Source organism: Pseudomonas sp. FYR_5, assembly GCF_043106315.1.
GTDB lineage: Bacteria > Pseudomonadota > Gammaproteobacteria > Pseudomonadales > Pseudomonadaceae > Aquipseudomonas > Aquipseudomonas putida_Y.
The window spans coordinates 77,463-93,473 of record NZ_JBICMK010000088.1 but is presented as its reverse complement, the minus strand read 5'-3'; the positions used below and the strand labels follow the sequence as shown (position 1 = coordinate 93,473).

14 protein-coding genes are annotated in these 16,011 nt (G+C 61.1%); 11 read left to right on the top strand and 3 right to left on the bottom strand.

The annotated features are described in order from the left end of the window. The first annotated feature begins 206 nt into the window (after positions 1–206). From ACF8RA_RS16115 to fdhA, 7 genes are all read left to right on the top strand, one after another. The gene (locus ACF8RA_RS16115) at positions 207–1,460 is read left to right on the top strand and encodes a serine hydroxymethyltransferase (RefSeq protein ID WP_021782655.1); all 1,254 of its coding nucleotides are present in this window, start codon (positions 207–209) and stop codon (positions 1,458–1,460) included. Positions 1,461–1,475: 15 nt separating this feature from the next. Beyond that, positions 1,476–2,726, top strand: a complete 1,251-nt coding sequence (locus ACF8RA_RS16110) for a sarcosine oxidase subunit beta family protein (RefSeq protein ID WP_003255680.1) — start codon at positions 1,476–1,478, stop codon at positions 2,724–2,726. A gap of 14 nt (positions 2,727–2,740) precedes the next feature. Further along, positions 2,741–3,076 carry a sarcosine oxidase subunit delta gene (locus tag ACF8RA_RS16105; protein WP_003255679.1) on the top strand — a complete coding sequence of 112 codons (336 nt, stop codon included), beginning with the start codon at positions 2,741–2,743 and terminating at the stop codon, positions 3,074–3,076. Further along, entirely contained in the window at positions 3,073–6,087 is a 3,015-nt protein-coding gene (locus ACF8RA_RS16100; protein WP_021782656.1) for a sarcosine oxidase subunit alpha, read from the top strand. The genes ACF8RA_RS16105 and ACF8RA_RS16100 overlap by 4 nt, the downstream gene beginning before the upstream one ends. Before the next feature lie 170 nt (positions 6,088–6,257). Beyond that, on the top strand, positions 6,258–6,890 hold the full coding sequence (locus tag ACF8RA_RS16095; protein ID WP_014589391.1) for a sarcosine oxidase subunit gamma: 633 nt from the start codon (positions 6,258–6,260) through the stop codon (positions 6,888–6,890). A 12-nt stretch (positions 6,891–6,902) separates the two neighbouring features. Next, positions 6,903–7,760: a formyltetrahydrofolate deformylase gene (purU, locus tag ACF8RA_RS16090; RefSeq protein WP_016714526.1), complete on the top strand. Its 858-nt coding sequence runs from the start codon at positions 6,903–6,905 to the stop codon at positions 7,758–7,760. 302 nt (positions 7,761–8,062) lie between these two features. Next, positions 8,063–9,262, top strand: coding sequence for a formaldehyde dehydrogenase, glutathione-independent (gene fdhA / locus ACF8RA_RS16085; RefSeq protein WP_011953256.1), 1,200 nt, complete (start codon positions 8,063–8,065; stop codon positions 9,260–9,262). Between the two features lie 203 nt (positions 9,263–9,465). On the opposite strand, the gene ACF8RA_RS16080 is transcribed toward fdhA, so the two are convergent. Then, positions 9,466–10,389: an RHS repeat-associated core domain-containing protein gene (locus ACF8RA_RS16080; RefSeq protein WP_392460598.1), complete on the bottom strand. Its 924-nt coding sequence runs from the start codon at positions 10,387–10,389 to the stop codon at positions 9,466–9,468. Between the two features lie 193 nt (positions 10,390–10,582). Between ACF8RA_RS16080 and ACF8RA_RS16075 the strand changes: the two genes are divergently transcribed. Next, positions 10,583–11,158 (top strand): DUF2780 domain-containing protein, encoded by a 576-nt coding sequence (locus ACF8RA_RS16075; RefSeq protein ID WP_020191608.1) that lies wholly within the window; start codon positions 10,583–10,585, stop codon positions 11,156–11,158. A 20-nt stretch (positions 11,159–11,178) separates the two neighbouring features. Here the strand turns inward: ACF8RA_RS16075 and ACF8RA_RS16070 are convergent, their stop codons facing one another. Together ACF8RA_RS16070 and ACF8RA_RS16065 are read right to left on the bottom strand one after the other, a co-directional pair. After that, positions 11,179–11,928 carry an RHS repeat-associated core domain-containing protein gene (locus tag ACF8RA_RS16070; RefSeq protein ID WP_392519356.1) on the bottom strand — a complete coding sequence of 250 codons (750 nt, stop codon included), beginning with the start codon at positions 11,926–11,928 and terminating at the stop codon, positions 11,179–11,181. A 211-nt stretch (positions 11,929–12,139) separates the two neighbouring features. Further along, positions 12,140–13,027, bottom strand: a complete 888-nt coding sequence (locus ACF8RA_RS16065) for an acyltransferase (RefSeq protein WP_076402456.1) — start codon at positions 13,025–13,027, stop codon at positions 12,140–12,142. A 182-nt stretch (positions 13,028–13,209) separates the two neighbouring features. On the opposite strand from ACF8RA_RS16065, the gene ACF8RA_RS16060 reads away from it, so the two are divergent. From ACF8RA_RS16060 to creC, 3 genes are all read left to right on the top strand, one after another. Beyond that, positions 13,210–13,710 (top strand): ATP-dependent zinc protease, encoded by a 501-nt coding sequence (locus ACF8RA_RS16060; protein WP_392519355.1) that lies wholly within the window; start codon positions 13,210–13,212, stop codon positions 13,708–13,710. Positions 13,711–13,857: 147 nt separating this feature from the next. Further along, entirely contained in the window at positions 13,858–14,538 is a 681-nt protein-coding gene (gene creB / locus ACF8RA_RS16055) for a two-component system response regulator CreB (protein ID WP_209968628.1), read from the top strand. After that, the gene (gene creC / locus ACF8RA_RS16050; protein WP_209968625.1) at positions 14,538–15,974 is read left to right on the top strand and encodes a two-component system sensor histidine kinase CreC; all 1,437 of its coding nucleotides are present in this window, start codon (positions 14,538–14,540) and stop codon (positions 15,972–15,974) included. The genes creB and creC overlap by 1 nt, the downstream gene beginning before the upstream one ends. Positions 15,975–16,011 lie beyond the last annotated feature (37 nt).

Here is a 16,011-nt window from a genome sequence, read left to right as displayed (position 1 = left end):
GCTCCCACAATGGTCCTGCACACGCCAATCACTGTGGGAGCGGGCGCGCCCGCGAAGGGGCCCGCATGGGCGGCACAAAGAGAATGTCGTAAACGCGCCATTGCAAGGCGTGCGCAGGCATCTGACCCGACCCCGCCAGTCATAACATCGCCACAAAGGGCCACAGTGCCCCACGACAAAAAACGATCGCTGCCGGGAGATACACAATGTTCAGCAAGCAAGACCAGATCCAGGGTTACGACGATGCACTGCTGGCGGCGATGAATGCCGAAGAACAGCGCCAGGAAGATCACATCGAGCTGATCGCCTCGGAGAACTACACCAGCAAGCGCGTCATGCAGGCCCAAGGCAGCGGCCTGACCAACAAGTACGCCGAAGGCTACCCGGGCAAGCGTTACTACGGTGGCTGCGAGCACGTAGACAAGGTAGAAGCCCTGGCCATCGAGCGCGCCAAGCAGCTGTTCGGTGCCGACTACGCAAACGTCCAGCCGCACTCCGGCTCGTCGGCCAACGGCGCGGTCTACCTGGCCCTGCTGCAAGCCGGTGACACCATCCTGGGCATGAGCCTGGCCCACGGTGGCCACCTGACCCACGGCGCCAAAGTGTCGTCCTCGGGCAAGCTGTACAACGCTGTCCAGTACGGTATCGACACCAACACCGGCCTGATCGACTATGATGAAGTCGAGCGCCTGGCGGTCGAGCACAAGCCGAAAATGATCGTTGCCGGTTTCTCGGCCTACTCCAAGACCCTCGACTTCCCACGCTTCCGCGCCATCGCCGACAAAGTGGGCGCACTGCTGTTCGTCGACATGGCCCACGTTGCCGGCCTGGTTGCCGCTGGTCTGTACCCGAACCCGATCCCGTTCGCCGATGTGGTCACCACCACCACCCACAAGACCCTGCGCGGTCCGCGTGGCGGCCTGATTCTGGCCAAGTCGAACGAAGAGATCGAGAAAAAGCTGAACGCCGCTGTATTCCCGGGCGCCCAGGGTGGCCCGCTGATGCACGTGATCGCTGCCAAGGCGGTGTGCTTCAAGGAAGCGCTGGAGCCTGAATTCAAGGCCTACCAGCAGCAAGTGATCGAAAACGCCCAGGCCATGGCCAAGGTGTTCATCGACCGTGGCTACGATGTAGTTTCCGGTGGTACCGACAACCACCTGTTCCTGGTCAGCCTGATCCGTCAGGGCCTGACTGGCAAAGACGCCGACGCCGCCCTGGGTCGTGCGCATATCACCGTCAACAAGAACGCCGTGCCGAACGACCCGCAGTCGCCGTTCGTCACTTCGGGCCTGCGTATCGGCACCCCGGCCGTCACCACCCGCGGCTTCAAGGTCGCTCAGTGTGTGGCATTGGCTGGCTGGATTTGCGACATCCTCGACAACCTCGGTGACGCAGACGTCGAAGCCGATGTGGCGAAGAACGTCGCGGCCCTGTGCGCAGATTTCCCTGTCTACCGCTGAGTGGAGTCACACACCATGCAACGTTACTCGGGCTTCGGCCTTTTCAAGCACTCCCTCAGCCACCACGAAAACTGGCAGCGGATGTGGCGCACGCCAACCCCTAAAAAGGTTTACGACGTAGTCATCGTCGGCGGTGGCGGCCATGGCCTGGCCACGGCCTACTACCTGGCCAAAGAGCACGGCATCACCAACGTTGCCGTGATCGAGAAGGGCTACCTGGGCGGCGGCAACACCGCCCGTAACACCACCATCGTGCGTTCCAACTACCTGTGGGACGAGTCGGCGCACCTGTACGAGCACGCCATGAAGCTGTGGGAGGGCCTGTCCCAGGACCTCAACTACAACGTGATGTTCTCCCAGCGCGGTGTTTACAACCTGTGCCACACCCTGCAGGACATGCGTGACTCCGAGCGTCGGGTCAGCGCCAACCGCCTCAACGGCGTGGATGGCGAGCTGCTGAACACTGCCCAGGTTGCGGCCGAAATCCCGTACCTGGACTGCTCGAAGAACACCCGCTACCCGATCCTCGGCGCCACCGTACAGCGCCGTGGCGGCGTTGCCCGTCACGATGCCGTGGCCTGGGGCTTCGCCCGCGCTGCCGACGCCCTGGGCGTCGACCTGATCCAGCAAACCGAAGTGATCGGCTTCCGCAAGGAAAACGGCGCGGTCATCGGTGTGGAAACCAACAAAGGCTTCATCGGCGCCAAGCGCGTCGGCGTGGTCACCGCCGGTAACTCGGGGCACATGGCCAAGCTGGCCGGCTTCCGCTTGCCGCTGGAATCGCACCCGCTGCAAGCGCTGGTATCCGAGCCGATCAAGCCGATCATCGACAGCGTGATCATGTCCAACGCCGTACACGGCTACATCAGCCAGTCCGACAAAGGCGACCTGGTGATCGGTGCCGGTATCGACGGCTGGGTCGGCTACGGCCAGCGCGGTTCGTACCCGGTGATCGAGCACACCCTGCAGGCCATCGTCGAGATGTTCCCCAACCTGTCGCGTGTTCGCATGAACCGCCAGTGGGGCGGCATCGTAGACACCTCGCCGGACGCTTGCCCGATCATCACCAAAACCCCGGTCAAGAACATGTTCTTCAACTGCGGTTGGGGTACTGGCGGCTTCAAGGCGACCCCCGGTTCGGGCAACGTCTTCGCCGCGAGCCTGGCCAAGGGCGAAATGCACCCACTGGCCGCGCCGTTCTCCATGGACCGTTTCTACAACGGCGCATTGATCGACGAACACGGCGCCGCCGCCGTCGCCCACTAACCGGAGACACCGTCATGTTGCATATTTTCTGTCCCCACTGCGGCGAGCTGCGCTCCGAAGAAGAGTTCCACGCCTCTGGCCAGGCGCACATCGCCCGCCCGCTGGACCCTAACGCCTGCTCCGACGAGGAGTGGGGTACCTACATGTTCTACCGTGACAACCCACGCGGTATTCACCATGAACTGTGGGACCACGTTGCCGGCTGCCGCCAGTACTTCAACGTCACCCGTGACACCGTGACTTACGAAATTCTGGAAACCTACAAGATTGGCGAGAAGCCGCAAGTGACCGCCAACGGCAAAGCCGCCAGCGCCACGTCGACCGTCAAAGGCCAAGGGGAAAAAGTATGAGCCAGACCTATCGCCTCGCCAGCGGCGGCCGTATCGACCGCAGCAAGGTCCTGAACTTCACCTTCAACGGCAAGACCTACCAGGGTTATGCCGGTGACAGCCTGGCCGCCGCGTTGCTGGCCAACGGCGTCGACATCGTCGGCCGTAGCTTCAAGTATTCGCGCCCGCGCGGCATCATCGCTGCCGGTACCGAAGAGCCGAATGCCATCCTGCAGATCGGCTCCAGCGAAGCTACCCAGATCCCCAACGTGCGCGCTACCCAACAGGCGCTGTACGCGGGTCTTGTCGCCACCAGCACCAACGGCTGGCCGAACGTCAACAACGACGTCATGGGCATCCTCGGCAAGGTTGGCGGCAGCATGATGCCGCCGGGTTTCTACTACAAAACCTTCATGTACCCCAAATCGTTCTGGATGACTTACGAGAAGTACATCCGTAAAGCCGCCGGCCTGGGCCGTGCGCCGCTGCAGAACGACCCTGACAGCTACGACTACATGAACCGGCACTGCGATGTGCTGATCGTCGGCGCCGGCCCTGCTGGCCTGGCTGCTGCACTGGCCGCTGCGCGCAGCGGTGCCCGTGTGATCCTGGCTGACGAGCAGGAAGAGTTCGGTGGCAGCCTGCTCGACACCCGCGAAACCCTCGACGGCAAGCCTGCCGCCGACTGGGTCAACGCCGTGGTCAAAGAGCTGGAAAGCCTGCCGGAAGTAACCCTGCTGCCACGTGCCACGGTCAACGGCTACCACGACCATAACTTCCTGACCATTCACGAGCGCCTCACCGACCACCTCGGCGATCGCGCCCCGATCGGCCAGGTTCGCCACCGCGTGCACCGCGTCCGCGCCAAGCGCGTGGTACTGGCTGCCGGCGCCCACGAGCGCCCGCTGGTGTATGGCAACAACGACGTGCCGGGCAACATGCTGGCCGGTGCTGTTTCCACCTATGTTCGCCGCTATGGCGTGGCCCCGGGTCGCAAGCTGGTACTGTCGACCAACAACGACCACGCCTATCGCGCCGCGCTGGACTGGCACGACGCAGGCCTGCAAGTGGTCGCCATCGCCGACGCCCGCCACAACCCACGTGGCTCGCTGGTTGAAGAAGCGCGTGCCAAAGGCATTCGCATCCTCACCTCCAGCGCCGTGGTCGAGGCCAAAGGCAGCAAGCACGTTACCGGTGCCCGCGTGGCGGCCATCGATGTGCAGGCGCACAAAGTCACCAGCCCAGGCGAAGTCCTCGAGTGCGACCTGATCGCGTCCTCGGGTGGTTACAGCCCTATCGTGCACCTGGCTTCGCACCTGGGCGGTCGCCCGGTATGGCGTGACGACATCCTTGGCTTCGTGCCGGGCGATGCGCCGCAGAAGCGTGAGTGCGTCGGTGGTATCAACGGCGTATATGCCTTGGGCGATGTGATTGCCGATGGCTTTGAGGGCGGCGTCCGCGCAGCCACCGAGGCCGGTTTCAAGGCCACTGTCGGCACCCTGCCAAAAACCGTGGCGCGCAAGGAAGAGGCCACTGTGGCACTGTTCCTGGTGCCGCACGACAAAGGCACCAAGGGGCCGAAGCAGTTCGTCGACCAGCAGAACGACGTGACCGCAGCCGGTATCGAGCTGGCCACCCGTGAAGGCTTCGAGTCGGTCGAGCACGTCAAGCGCTACACCGCGCTGGGCTTCGGTACCGACCAGGGCAAACTGGGCAACATCAACGGCCTGGCCATCGCCGCCCGTTCGATCGGCATCACCATCCCGGAAATGGGTACCACCATGTTCCGCCCCAATTACACGCCGGTGACGTTCGGCGCGGTAGCGGGCCGTCACTGTGGTCACCTGTTCGAGCCCGTGCGCTTCACTGCCCTGCATGCCTGGCACGTGAAGAACGGCGCCGAGTTCGAAGACGTCGGCCAGTGGAAGCGCCCGTGGTACTTCCCGAAAGCCGGTGAAGACATCCATGCTGCCGTGACTCGCGAATGCAAGGCCGTGCGCGACAGCGTGGGCCTGCTGGACGCCTCGACCCTGGGCAAGATCGACATCCAGGGCCCGGACGCGCGCGAATTCCTCAACCGCATCTACACCAACGCCTGGACCAAGCTCGACGTGGGCAAGGCCCGCTACGGCCTGATGTGCAAGGAAGACGGCATGGTCTTCGACGACGGCGTAACCGCTTGCGTCGGCGACAACCACTTCATCATGACCACCACCACCGGCGGCGCTGCCCGCGTGCTGCAGTGGATGGAGCTGTATCACCAGACCGAATGGCCAGAGCTGAAGGTGTACTTCACTTCGGTCACCGACCACTGGGCCACCATGACCCTGTCCGGCCCTAACAGCCGCAAGCTGCTGAGCGAGCTGACCGACATCGACATGGACAAGGAAGCCTTCCCGTTCATGACCTGGAAGGAAGGCAACGTCGGTGGCGTGCCGGCCCGCGTGTTCCGTATCTCGTTCACCGGCGAGCTGTCGTACGAAGTGAACGTGCAGGCCAACTACGCGATGGGCGTGCTGGAACAGATCATCGAAGCTGGCAAGAAGTACAACCTGACCCCGTACGGCACCGAGACCATGCACGTACTGCGTGCAGAGAAGGGCTTCATCATCGTTGGCCAGGACACCGATGGTTCGATGAACCCGGACGACCTGAACATGAGCTGGTGCGTTGGCCGCAACAAGCCGTTCTCGTGGATCGGCCTGCGTGGCATGAACCGCGAAGACTGCGTGCGTGAGAACCGCAAGCAGCTGGTGGGCCTGAAACCGGTCGACCCGACCAAGTGGCTGCCGGAAGGCGCTCAACTGGTGTTCGACCCGAAACAGCCAATCCCGATGGACATGGTCGGCCACGTCACCTCCAGCTACGCGTCCAACTCCCTGGGCTACTCGTTCGCCATGGGTGTGGTCAAAGGCGGCCTCAAGCGCATGGGCGAGCGTGTCTACTCGCCGCAGGCAGATGGCAGCGTGATCGAGGCGGAAATCGTGTCTTCGGTGTTCTTCGATCCGAAGGGTGAGCGGCAGAACGTCTAAGGCCCCCGGTCCAACCGGTGCCAGGCGTGGAATGAGGTCTCTGTGGGAGCGGGCGTGCCCGCGAAGAGGGCGGTGAATTCTACATCGCATTCGCGGGCATGCCCGCTCCCACAGGATGGCCGTCTCCCGCAGGCATCGTGGTCGAATCCAGAATTCAAGGCAGGTAAGAAATGAGCGCTATCAACGTCTTCCAGCAAAACCCCGGCGCCGAGGCCAAAGCCCAGTCGCCACTGCACCATGCCGACCTGGCCAGCCTGGTAGGCAAAGGCCGCAAGAACGCAGGCGTGACCCTGCGTGAACGCAAGTTCCTCGGCCACCTCACCCTGCGCGGTGATGGCCACAACCCGGAATTCGCCGCCGGCGTGCACAAGGCCCTTGGCCTGGAGCTGCCAGTGGCGCTGACCGTGGTCGCCAACAAGGATATGTCGCTGCAATGGGTCGGCCCCGACGAGTGGTTGCTGATCGTACCCGGCGGCCAGGAGCTGGCAGTCGAGCAAAAGCTGCGCGCGGCCCTTGAAGGCCAGCACATTCAGGTCGTCAATGTCAGTGGCGGGCAAAGCCTGCTGGAACTGCGCGGCCCGAACGTGCGCGACGTGCTGATGAAGTCCACCAGCTATGATGTTCACCCGAACAACTTCCCGGTGGGCAAGGCTGTGGGCACCGTGTTCGCCAAGTCGCAACTGGTGATCCGCCGCACTGCAGAAGACACCTGGGAGCTGGTGATTCGCCGCAGCTTTGCCGACTACTGGTGGCTGTGGCTGCAGGACGCTTCTGCCGAATACGGCTTGAGCATCGAAGCTTAAGGAGACCAGAACATGAGTCGGGCACCGGATACCTGGATTCTCACCGCCGACTGCCCGAGCATGCTCGGTACCGTCGACGTGGTGACGCGTTACCTCTTCGAGCAGCGCTGCTACGTGACGGAGCACCACTCCTTCGATGACCGGCAGTCGGGACGCTTCTTCATTCGCGTCGAGTTCCGTCAGCCGGACGATTTCGACGAGGCGGGCTTCCGGGCCGGCCTCGCCGAGCGCAGCGAAGCGTTCGGCATGGCTTTCGAGCTGACCGCACCCAACCACCGCCCCAAGGTGGTGATCATGGTGTCCAAGGCCGACCATTGCCTGAATGACCTGCTGTATCGCCAGCGTATTGGCCAACTGGGCATGGATGTGGTCGCGGTGGTGTCCAACCACCCTGATCTCGAACCGCTGGCGCAGTGGCACAAGATCCCTTACTACCACTTCGCCCTCGACCCCAAGGACAAGCCTGGGCAAGAGCGCAAGGTGCTGCAGGTAATTGAGGAGACCGGTGCTGAGTTGGTCATCCTTGCCCGCTACATGCAGGTACTGTCGCCCGAGCTTTGCCGCCGTCTGGATGGTTGGGCGATCAATATTCACCACTCGCTGTTGCCGGGTTTCAAAGGCGCCAAGCCTTATCACCAGGCGTACAACAAGGGCGTGAAAATGGTTGGTGCCACGGCGCACTACATCAACAACGACCTGGACGAAGGGCCGATCATTGCCCAGGGCGTCGAGGTGGTGGATCACAGTCACTATCCCGAAGACCTGATTGCCAAAGGGCGGGATATTGAATGCCTGACCCTGGCGCGGGCTGTGGGTTATCACATCGAGCGGCGGGTGTTCCTCAACGCCAACCGGACTGTCGTTCTGTAATAACCGGTACCGGCCTCTTCGCGGCTAAAGCCGCTCCTACAGGTACAGCACAGCCCTCGGGTTGGTGCGGTCCCCCGTAGGAGCGGCTTTAGCCGCGAAGAGGCCCGCACAGGCCGCCCCTCTGTCTGCCCATATTCCCCAACGACAACCCTGCCGCTAAAAGGCATCTCCCTGTCGCTTCCAGTCAGTGCGTCCGGCCCCATCCGGCCCACAATTCCCTGCATTCCAGTAGTACATGCCGCCCACGGATGGCGGCGCTTCAACCAACGCTGCATAAATAATAATCAAGCGAGGTACAAGCAATGTCTGGCAATCGTGGAGTGGTATATCTCGGCGCCGGCAAGGTCGAAGTGCAACACATCGACTACCCGAAAATGCAGGACCCGCGCGGCAAGAAAATCGAACACGGCGTCATCCTGAAGGTGGTCTCCACCAACATCTGCGGTTCTGACCAGCACATGGTCCGTGGCCGCACCACTGCCCAGGTCGGCCTGGTCCTGGGCCACGAAATCACCGGTGAAATCGTCGAGAAGGGCCGCGACGTCGAGCGCATGCAGATCGGCGATCTGGTATCGGTCCCGTTCAACGTCGCCTGCGGTCGCTGCCGCTCCTGCAAAGAGATGCACACCGGTGTCTGCCTCACTGTAAACCCGGCCCGCGCCGGCGGTGCCTACGGCTACGTCGACATGGGCGACTGGACCGGCGGCCAGGCCGAATACGTGCTGGTGCCATACGCCGACTTCAACCTGCTGAAGCTGCCTGAGCGCGACAAGGCCATGGAAAAGATCCGTGACCTGACCTGCCTGTCCGACATCCTGCCCACCGGCTACCACGGTGCCGTAACCGCTGGCGTCGGCCCAGGCAGCACTGTCTACGTTGCCGGTGCCGGCCCGGTCGGCCTGGCCGCCGCGGCCTCGGCGCGCCTGCTGGGCGCCGCCTGTGTGATCGTCGGTGACCTCAACCCGGCCCGCCTGGCCCACGCCAAGTCGCAAGGCTTCGAAGTGGTCGACCTGTCCAAGGACACTCCGCTGCACGAGCAGATCGTCGACATCCTCGGCGAGCCGGAAGTGGACTGCGCCGTCGACGCGGTCGGCTTCGAGGCCCGTGGCCATGGCCACGAAGGTGCCAAGCACGAGGCCCCGGCCACCGTGCTGAACTCGCTGATGCAAGTGACCCGCGTGGCCGGCAACATCGGTATCCCGGGCCTGTACGTGACCGAAGACCCAGGCGCGGTGGATGCTGCAGCCAAGATCGGCGCGCTGAGCATCCGCTTCGGCCTGGGCTGGGCGAAATCGCACAGCTTCCACACCGGCCAGACCCCGACCATGAAATACAACCGCCAGCTGATGCAGGCGATCATGTGGGATCGCATCAACATTGCTGAAGTGGTGGGGGTGCAGGTGATCAACCTGGATCAGGCGCCGGAAGGGTATGGCGAGTTTGATGCAGGTGTGCCGAAGAAATTCGTTATCGACCCGCACAAAATGTGGGGTGCGGCGTAATCAGCGTCGAGTAAAAAGAGCCCCTCGCATCGAGGGGCTTTTTGTCTATTCTGATAAGGCATCTCGGCCGGAGGTGCTTGTAATAAGCCTTTCATCGCTTTTGAAATCGAGCGCCGCCCGCACATACCTCATCAGTTCCGAAGCCTGGTGAGTGGCCCTGGAGCGAAGGGCCACTGCGCAGTCATTTTCATGCAGACAGTTAATTACTTCGATTTTGGCCGACGCGTCTCATTGTTTGAGTCGACTGCCCCGAATTGGTAGTTTCTGTCGTCATTAGGATCGTCATATTTTTTTTGCGTGTAGAACATGTTTCCACTATCGGTGTGCCCGCTCGTTGGGCGGTAAGTATCAGGTTTTGAACTTTTTATGGATTCTTCGGCGTAGTAATGTTCGGAGAAAATGTATGCATGATCTTTCTTTTCTACGTATTTATTTATGCCGTGTGCCTTTCTTTTGCTGTGTTTAAGCGTTTTTTGTACGGTTTTTGCATTGGCCTTAATTTGTTTCTCGACTGTTTTTCCTCCGTATGTTCTTTCCTCGACTAAACTGGTGAGATTGGTGGTTTGCTTTTTCAGTTCTGCATTAATAACCTCGATGCTTTCCAGACGCTGCTCCAATTTTACTTGGTTACTACGAAACCACGTTCTAGGCTTGAGAAGGCTCCACATCCCCGTTTCGTCTTTCCGATTGACTGGGTCATTCACACAGTACGCGAAAGCATTGACCCCGCCTCGGGCGAATGGGCTTTCAGCGTTGTCCGGTCCGATGAACCGTCTCATCTCGGTGCTAAAGCCACGGTGTCCCTGGCCTAGAAGATAAAGGTGCATGTTTTCCAATATGAACTCGCCGTTGAATCCCAACGCTGTGGATCCTGATGGCAGTTTGTCGTTGTATCCAAAGGGGGTATAGTTGTGATTGTTTTGCTTTCCGTCAGGCGTGCTCACGACAAGCACTGAGTCCATCTCATCCGTTGCGAGAAGCTGGGAGCTTCTTGCTTCTTTGCCAGCGGATTCAGCAAGAGGGAGCGTTCCAATCCGCAGGATTGAACGCTTCTGATCGTTTCCAATGACAGTGGTCAGTTTGTTGGTCTGGTAGAAATATTTGGGGGTATCAGGACTGTTTTTCACCGACGTGCTCCCGTTGTCTGCAGTTGGCCCCGGAAATGGATGGCGTGGGCACTACGATTATCTGGAGTGTCTTGAGCAGTTGACTACTGGCAGAAATATCAGGTATGCGCCTGTTGGGGCCCGGAACAATCCCCCAGATTTCCAGTCAAACCCTTCGTTTTCCAGGCCATCCCGGCCGACGAGGTCCCTTCCGATGAAAGCACTCACCTTGGCAACCCTGATGACCCTGGCCGCCAGCCCGGTGTTCGCCTTCAACCTCAGCGACGCCGCCAATGCCGTGTCCGCCATGCAGAACCCGCAACAGCAAGGCCAGGTGCAGGCCCCCGAGGCGCAGGCCAATCTGCTCAACACCTTGGGCAGCGAATTGAAGATCACCCCCGAACAGGCCGTGGGCGGCGCAGGGGCGATGTTGGGGTTGGCGCGCAACAACCTTAGCAGTGAGGACTATGGCCAATTGACCAAGGCCGTGCCGGGTCTGGACCTGTTGTCCGGTGCCAATATGCTGGGTGGGTTGAGCGGGCTGGGCGATTTGCTGGGCAAGAACAGCGAAAGCCAGTCGGCATTGAGCAACGCGTTGGGCAACGACGTGGAGAACCGTAATGACCTGGACAATGCGTTCAAGGCACTGGGCATGGACACTGGAATGATCGGCCAGTTCGCCCCGCTGATCCTGCAGTACCTCGGCCAGCAGGGCATCGCCGGGTCGTTGCTGCAGAACCTGGGTAGCCTGTGGACCACCCCAGCGCCAGTGAGTACGCCATCGGTTTGAGATTATCACAAGGCCAGACGTCATACATCGAAGGTCTTGAGCGTCACTTCCAGGGCTCTGATTCGATATTGTGCTTCAGTCAGCCAGACTGCGCGTGATTCCATTTCTGTACGATATCGTTGGTCACTGATCCCTTGGATTTTGGCGAAGGCTTTCGAAGATGGTTTCAAAAGCTCGGTGTATTCTTGCTGTTTTTGCGCTGCGCGTTTAGTGAGATTTTTTATATAGATGGCTAATGACCGTCTTTCTTTGAGAAGGTGGTTTTTGTGGGCAATCTGTTCCTTCAGGTACGTCTTGATCGTTATGTCTTTGTTAAAGGCAACAGTCTTTGTTTTCGCCAAATGGTGTGAAGCGGAGTGCCTGGTGTTCAACAGAGGAGGCTCTATTACCTGCGCCGCAAGCTTTTTTGTCAGCGGTGCTGTTCGGTGAGGTTTCGGGTTAGACTTTTGCTCCCAAAACTTTTGTAAATTGGCGAATTCCCGTTGTTGCCCTGTATCATCCCGGTAATTGATGGGGTCACAGGCACAGTATGCGTAGGCGTTATAGCCACCGTCGCTGAACGGGCTGAGATCATCGGGCTTGAGGAAGCGCATCAAGGCTGGACTATAGCTTCGGTATCCTCGCCCCAATGCATAGGTGCCAAGGAGCGGATCAAATCGTTCATCCTTGAAGCCTATTATCGTGGCTCTACCTGCTTGGCTGCCGATGTGCCCGTAAGGGCTGTAGACCAGGGCGGTGATTTTCACTTGAGAGCGGCTCGCAAGAGACATGCTGCTTAAGTCTTCGTCTTTGCGAGGCCGGGCACAACTAGCAGAATTATCAGGGGGCGCAACGTAACCGTGCTGATGTCAACCGGCTGCCTGCTTCGGCCTCTTCGCGGGTAAACCCGCTCCTACGCAGGTAGAGCCTATCCTTGGGGATGTGGTAATCCGCGTAGGAGCGGGTTTACCCGCGAAGAGGCCAGCTCAGGCGGCAGAGGTCTCAGCCCATCTCCGCCCGCAGCTGCTCGATCCGCTGGTCCTTCGCCACCCACAACTGGTTCACCCAAGCCTGCACCGCCTGACGAAACTCGGGATCATTCTCGTAATCCCCCGCCCACAACGCCGGGTCCAGCTCCCGCACCTGAATGTCGATAATCACCCGGCTGATGCTGCCATTGAGCAGGTCCCAGAACCCCGGCGCCTTGTTGCCGGGGTACACGATGGTCACATCCAGCAGGGCATCCAGCTGCTCGCCCAATGCCGCGAGCACAAACGCCACACCACCCGCCTTGGGCTTGAGCAGGTAGCGATACGGCGACTGCTGCTCCTGGCGCTTGGCTTCGGTAAACCGGGTGCCCTCCAGGTAATTGACCACGGTCACCGGCTGGCGCTTGAACAGCTCGCAGGCCGCCTTGGTGATTTCCAGGTCCTTGCCCTTGAGCTCCGGGTGCTTTTCCAGAAACGCCTTGCTGTAGCGCTTCATGAACGGGTAATCCAGCCCCCACCAGGCCAGGCCCAGCAACGGTACCCAGATCAGTTCCTTTTTCAGGAAGAACTTGAAGAACGGTGTACGGCGGTTGAGGCTTTCGATCAACGCCGGGATGTCGACCCAGGTCTGGTGGTTACTCACGGCCAGGTACGAGGTGTCCTTGCGCAGGTTTTCCACGCCACGGATGTCCCACTGGGTAGGGATGCACAGGGCGAAGATGGCTTTGTCGATTTCCGACCAGGTTTCGGCCACCCACATCACCGCCCACGACGCGTAGTCGCGGCCACGGCCCGGCAACACCAGCTTGAGCAGGGCGAAGACCAGCAGCGGGCAGATCAACACCACAGTGTTGAGCAGCAGCAGGGTGGTAGTGAGAATGCCGGTCAGCAGGCGACGCATAAAGAGACTCTTGTTGTGGGAGATAAACGGTTGGCAATGATAAGCAGGGCGGTGGCCTACGCCAAATGTCCAATGCCCGGCGGCGCGAACAAATGTTTCACGTTATGTTGTTTAGTCTTGTGGAAGCGAACCTCTCTTGCCAGTGCAGTCTAAGCACTGACCCTTTTCAAGGAAGCCTGCCTGTGAAATCACTGCTAGCCCTGTTGTCGATGTTGGCGCTGCCGGTAATGGCCGCCGAGCCCACCCTCTACGGCCGTTACGAGAACATCGCCCTGCCCGAACTGGGTGAAACCCTGAAAGCCAAGATGGACACCGGCGCCTTCACCGCGTCGCTGTCGGCCAAGGATATCGAGCTGTTCACCCGCGATGGGGACGAGTGGGTGCGCTTCCGCCTGGCGACCAAGGACTCGGACGGCAAGGTGTATGAGCACAAGGTCTCGCGCATCAGCAAGATCAAGGGCCGTGCCGATGAAGAGGACGAAGGGGATGCGCCAGAGGTCTCCAAGCGCCCGGTGGTCGACCTGGCGTTGTGCCTGGGGGATGTGAAGCGCACCGTCGAGGTGAATCTGGTGGACCGCAGCAACTTCAACTACCCGCTGCTGGTGGGTTCCAAGGCGCTGCGCGAGTTCAAGGCTGCGGTCAACCCGGCGAAAAAGTTCACTGCTGGCAAGCCAGGCTGTTGATCTGAAGCGTGCGCCATACAATGTAGGAGCGGGCTTGCCCGCGAACACACATAATGTGGTGTCAGGCACCGGCCTCGCCGGTGTTCGCGGGCAAGCCCGCTCCTACACTGAGATGTGCCAACCTTCAAAACCGCAAGGCCGGACGCCATGCCCCATATCCTCATCGTCGAAGACGAAGCCGCCATCGCTGACACCCTGGTCTACGCCCTGCAGGCCGACGGTCACAGCACCGAGTGGGTAACCCTGGGCAGTGCCGCCCTCGACCAGCAGCGCCAGCGCCCGGCCGACCTGGTCATCCTCGACATCGGCCTGCCCGACATCAGTGGCTTCGAAACCTGTCGCCAGCTGCGCCGGTTCACCGAGGTGCCGGTGATGTTTCTCAGCGCCCGGGACGGTGAAATCGACCGCGTAGTAGGCTTGGAAATCGGCGCCGACGACTACGTGGTAAAACCTTTCAGCCCTCGTGAAGTGGCAGCGCGCGTTCGGGCGATCCTCAAACGCATGGCCCCGAGGGCCGAGGCTGCCGGCGGAACCTCCTTGTTCCAGCTCGACACCCTGCGCATGCAGATCACCTACCGCAGCCAGCCGCTCACGCTGACCCGGCATGAGTTCCGCCTGCTGCAATGCCTGCTCGAACAACCGCAGCGGGTGTTCAGCCGCGAACAGCTGCTCGACGCTTTGGGCGTGGCCTCCGACGTGGGCTATGAGCGCACCATCGACAGCCATATCAAGAGCCTGCGCGCCAAGCTGCGCCAGGTAGCGGGTGATGCCGAGCCGATCCAGACCCATCGCGGCCTCGGTTACAGCTATAGCCCGGACCACGCCTGATGCGCTTGGGCATTCGCATCTTCCTGGTGTACTTCCTGTTCGTCGGCTTGGCCGGTTACTTCTTGCTCAATACCGTACGCGAACAGATTCGCCCGGTGGTACGCCAATCCTCTGAAGAAACATTGGTAGACACTGCCAACCTGCTGGCAGAAATCCTGCGGGATGAGGTCAAGGCCGGCACCCTGAACCAGGGCCGCCTGCCCGAGGTGCTCAAGGCCTACGGCTCGCGCAGCCCGGGCGCACAGATCTGGGGGCTGGCCAAGAACCAGGTCAGCCACCGCATCTACGTCACTGACGCCAAGGGCATCGTGTTGCTGGACTCCAGTGGCGAGGCCCTGGGCAAGGATTACTCGCAGTGGAATGACGTGCTGCTGACCCTGCGTGGCCAATATGGCGCCCGCTCCACCCGCAGCGATCCCAACGATGAAAGCACCTCGGTGATGCACGTTGGCGCACCGATCATCGACGACGGCAAGATCATCGGCGTTGTCACTGTCGCCAAGCCCAATAGCTCATTGCAACCCTACATTGACCGCTCCGAGCGGCGCCTGCTCACCCTGGGGCTGGGCCTGATCGGCCTGGGCTTGCTGATCGGCGCGGCTCTGTCGTGGTGGCTTGCGCGCTCACTGCGCAAGTTGGCAGGTTATGCGCAGGCGGTCAGCGAAGGTGAGCGTGCGGAGCTTCCGCATTACAAGGGTGGCGAGCTGGCGAACCTGGCACAGGCAGTGGAGCGCATGCGCACCCAGCTGGAAGGCAAGGCCTATGTCGAGCGCTACGTGCACACCCTGACTCACGAGCTGAAAAGCCCGCTGGCGGCCATCCGTGGTGCTTCCGAGCTGTTGCAGGGCGAGGATATGCCCGCTGATCAGCGGGCACGCTTTGCCGGCAATATCGAGCGCGAGAGCGAGCGTTTGCAGCAGATGATCGAGCGGCTGCTCAACCTGGCCAGGGTCGAGCAGATGCAGGCGCTGGAGGACGAGCAGCAGGTGGCGCTGGCGGCGTTGGTCGATGAGTTGTTGCTGGCCCATGCGGCGCGTATCGAAGGCGCCAGTTTGCAGGTACGTCAGCGGGTGCCTGCCACTTTGCGTTTGCGCTGCGATCCGTTCCTGATGCGCCAGGCGTTGGCCAACCTGCTCGACAACGCGCTGGACTTCACCCCGGAAGGTGGCACGCTGCTGTTCGACCTGGAGCGCGATGGCGAACGGGTAGCGTTGAGTTTGTTCAACCAGGGGCAAGCGATACCGGCGTATGCCATCGGGCGGGTCAGCGAGCGGTTCTACTCGCTGCCGCGGCCCGGGAGCGGGCGCAAGAGCACTGGGCTGGGGCTGAATTTCGTGGCCGAGGTGATGCAGCTGCATGGCGGGGCCTTGGCGGTGGACAACGTCGATGGCGGGGTGCGGGTGCGGTTGTGGCTGCCGGTGCGGCGCATTAGCTGAGATAGCCGGGGCTGCACAGCAGCCCCAAATACACGTA